A 1,476-nucleotide genomic window follows, 5' to 3' on the forward strand; every position below is an offset into this window, starting at 1 on the left:
CGGAGGCTTGGTTTCCGGGGGGAAAGGCGGGCAGGGCGGGCTGGCAATTTTGCGTATAATGCGCATCCGTTCATGCTGACAATGGCCTGACAAAAGCCGATGCCCGATTTTCGCGGCACACACGGGTTTTCTTCACTTTTTCATTCACCAAGGGTTTGATGCGCCGACTGCTGCTCCTGCTGCTGACTCTGCTGATCCCGCTGCAATTGCTGGCAGCCACGGGAGAAGTACAGCTGCGTGAACAGTTGCGCGAGCAGTTGCAGGCCGCCGCGCCGGTGCAGCTGCATGCGCAGGCCCCGGTGGCTGCGCATCATTGCGCCGCGTCTGCTGCTGTCTCTGCGGCCCTGCATCTGCCTGCCGACCTTCTCGCATCGGGCAGCCTGTCCGGCGATGATCAACCCGCTGGCATCGATGACGATGACCAGCCCAGCGCACAGGGCGAGCTGGAAGATCCGGCCTTGCCGCCGGCCATCGCCACGCCCGGACTGCACTGGTTTCCGTTTCCCCACGCCTTTCCGGCAAGCCTGAGCTGGTCGTCCTACCTGCGCGACCAGCTGCGTCCTCCTCCGTTGGCATAAGCCCCGCCACATGCGCACCTGCCGCGGGGCAGGGCGCAGGCGCGGTGGCCGCTTCGTGCGCCAGTGCGCCTCTGTACTGACTCCCATCGTTTGACCGCCGTGCCGCCGCGTGCGCACGGCACACTTTTGTCCATCAGGAAAAATCATGAAACGCATCGTTCTGTTCCTCGTCACCAACCTGGCCGTGATGCTGGTCTTGAGCTTCACCGCCAGCCTGCTCGGCGTGAACCGTTACCTCACTGCCAACGGCCTCAACTTCGGCATGCTGCTGGTGTTCTGCGGCCTGATGGGGTTTGGCGGCTCCTTCATTTCGCTGTTCATGTCCAAGACCATCGCCAAGTGGTCCACCGGGGCGCGCGTGATCGAGCAGCCGCAGAATTCCACCGAACTGTGGCTGTTGCAAACCGTTCAGACCCTGGCCACGCGCGCCCAGCTGCCCATGCCGGAAGTGGCGGTCTATGACGGCCCGCCCAACGCCTTTGCCACCGGTGCCAGCAAGAGCAATTCGCTGGTGGCGGTCTCCACCGGCCTGCTGCAAGGCATGACCAAGGAAGAAGTGGAAGCCGTGCTGGCCCACGAAGTGGCCCACATCGCCAACGGCGACATGGTCACGCTGACCCTGATCCAGGGCGTGGTCAATACCTTCGTGATGCCTGCTGCACGGCAGCATCTGCGCACCTGCGCGTCTGCTCTGTCTCCTGCTGTTCCGCATATCAACGCAAACATCTGGAGAACACGACATGCTGCTCAAGGACAAGGTTGCCGTCATCACCGGCGGTGCAGGAATCAACGGTCTGGGTTATGCCACGGCGCGCCTGATGGCCGAGCAAGGCGCCCGCGTGGTGGTGCTGGATCTGGCCCAGGCCGAACCGGCTGCGGCGGCGGCACGCATCGGCAG

The 1,476-nt window shown here is 63.7% G+C and carries 2 protein-coding genes and 1 pseudogene; all 3 read left to right on the plus strand.

Annotation, left to right across the window (positions count from 1 at the left end; genetic code table 11):
* The first annotated feature begins 158 nt into the window (after positions 1–158).
* Entirely contained in the window at positions 159–578 is a 420-nt protein-coding gene (locus tag I5W_RS11920) for a hypothetical protein (RefSeq protein WP_044529383.1), read from the plus strand.
* A 145-nt stretch (positions 579–723) separates the two neighbouring features.
* Positions 724–1,242, plus strand: a pseudogene (gene htpX, locus I5W_RS11925) (protease HtpX); the annotation flags it as partial.
* Between the two features lie 76 nt (positions 1,243–1,318).
* A partial coding sequence (locus I5W_RS29735; RefSeq protein ID WP_148289095.1) for an SDR family NAD(P)-dependent oxidoreductase occupies positions 1,319–1,476 on the plus strand: 158 nt, incomplete at its 3' end.

Origin of the sequence: Herbaspirillum sp. B65, from assembly GCF_000333555.1 — a bacterium.
Taxonomy (GTDB): Bacteria; Pseudomonadota; Gammaproteobacteria; order Burkholderiales; family Burkholderiaceae_D; genus Herbaspirillum; species Herbaspirillum rubrisubalbicans.